The sequence below is a fragment of the Salinibacillus xinjiangensis genome (genome assembly GCF_009649735.1).
Taxonomy (GTDB): Bacteria; Bacillota; Bacilli; order Bacillales; family Alkalibacillaceae; genus Salinibacillus; species Salinibacillus xinjiangensis.
The window spans coordinates 1-1,414 of record NZ_WJNH01000023.1; the positions used below are offsets into that span (position 1 = coordinate 1).

Below are 1,414 nucleotides of genomic sequence, written 5' to 3' on the forward strand. Positions count from 1 at the left end.
CCAGCGTTCGTCCTGAGCCAAGATCAAACTCTCCAAAAAATATTGGATGTTGAAATCCATAAAGCTCATAATTAATTCAAATTGCTATTAAAATAGCGAATTGACGTACTGGTTGGTTTGTTCAGTTTTCAAGGTTCGAACTATAATTGGTGGAGCCTAGCGGGGTCGAACCGCTGACCTCCTGCGTGCAAGGCAGGCGCTCTCCCAGCTGAGCTAAGGCCCCATAATTAATGGTCGGGAAGACAGGATTCGAACCTGCGACCCCATGGTCCCAAACCATGTGCTCTACCAAGCTGAGCTACTTCCCGTGTAATGGCGCGCCCGAGAGGAGTCGAACCCCTAACCTTTTGATCCGTAGTCAAACGCTCTATCCAATTGAGCTACGGGCGCATTATAATGGTGCCGAGGGCCGGACTCGAACCGGCACGGTAGTTACCTACCGCAGGATTTTAAGTCCTGTGCGTCTGCCAATTCCGCCACCCCGGCAACATAATCTGGAGCGGAAGACGGGATTCGAACCCGCGACCCCCACCTTGGCAAGGTGGTGTTCTACCACTGAACTACTTCCGCATATCCACAGGAAATTTAGCTACGATATTAAAATATTAACATATTTTAATCTAAATAGCACTATAATATTTATGGTGCGGGTGGAGGGAGTCGAACCCCCACGTCGAAAGACACTAGATCCTAAGTCTAGCGCGTCTGCCAATTCCGCCACACCCGCATAAAAATGGTGAGCCATGGAGGATTCGAACCTCCGACCCTCTGATTAAAAGTCAGATGCTCTACCAACTGAGCTAATGGCTCGTGCGTGTTTTATTTTATATATCAAATCTTAAATCCAAAAAGTGGTGCCGGCCAGAGGACTTGAACCCCCAACCTACTGATTACAAGTCAGTTGCTCTACCAATTGAGCTAGACCGGCATAATTAAGAAATGGTGGAGGATGGCGGGCTCGAACCACCGACCCCCTGCTTGTAAGGCAGGTGCTCTCCCAGCTGAGCTAATCCTCCTATATTTTACGCCTGGCGGCGTCCTACTCTCGCAGGGGAAAAGCCCCAACTACCATCGGCGCTGGAGAGCTTAACTTCTGTGTTCGGAATGGGAACAGGTGTGACCTCTCCGCCCTCGCCACCAGACAAGACTGTTTGTTTTCAAGGACAAGTTATATTATATTCACTTTCATTTAAAAATGCAAGTGTTTTTTTGATATTATTTAATACCTTGAAAACTAGATAAGAAGTAGATCAAGATGACGTTTGCGTTTGTGCTGTCTAGCTCCGGCTCCTAGGTCCTCGCCGTCATAAGCATAATCCACTCCGTGGCATAAACCGCCACTACAGGTATTCTGCTTATGCGGTCGGACCTAACCGGTCGTCTCCGCTTTTGGTTTTAAGTTAAGTCCTCGATT

General features: G+C 48.1%; 9 tRNA genes and 1 rRNA gene. All 10 read right to left on the reverse strand.

Annotated features, from left to right (window positions below):
• Window positions 1–147: 147 nt before the first annotated feature.
• Window positions 148–223: transfer RNA gene (locus GH754_RS19240), tRNA-Ala, on the reverse strand.
• 8 nt (window positions 224–231) lie between these two features.
• Window positions 232–308 (reverse strand) — tRNA-Pro (locus tag GH754_RS19245).
• A 5-nt stretch (window positions 309–313) separates the two neighbouring features.
• Window positions 314–390 (reverse strand) — tRNA-Arg (locus GH754_RS19250).
• 7 nt (window positions 391–397) lie between these two features.
• Window positions 398–486, reverse strand: a tRNA-Leu gene (locus GH754_RS19255).
• Window positions 487–495: 9 nt separating this feature from the next.
• A tRNA-Gly gene (locus GH754_RS19260) sits at window positions 496–570 on the reverse strand.
• A gap of 72 nt (window positions 571–642) precedes the next feature.
• Window positions 643–727 (reverse strand) — tRNA-Leu (locus GH754_RS19265).
• A 7-nt stretch (window positions 728–734) separates the two neighbouring features.
• A tRNA-Lys gene (locus tag GH754_RS19270) sits at window positions 735–810 on the reverse strand.
• 42 nt (window positions 811–852) lie between these two features.
• Window positions 853–928 (reverse strand) — tRNA-Thr (locus GH754_RS19275).
• A gap of 12 nt (window positions 929–940) precedes the next feature.
• Window positions 941–1,016, reverse strand: a tRNA-Val gene (locus GH754_RS19280).
• Between the two features lie 10 nt (window positions 1,017–1,026).
• A 5S ribosomal RNA gene (gene rrf, locus GH754_RS19285) occupies window positions 1,027–1,142 on the reverse strand.
• Window positions 1,143–1,414: the final 272 nt, after the last annotated feature.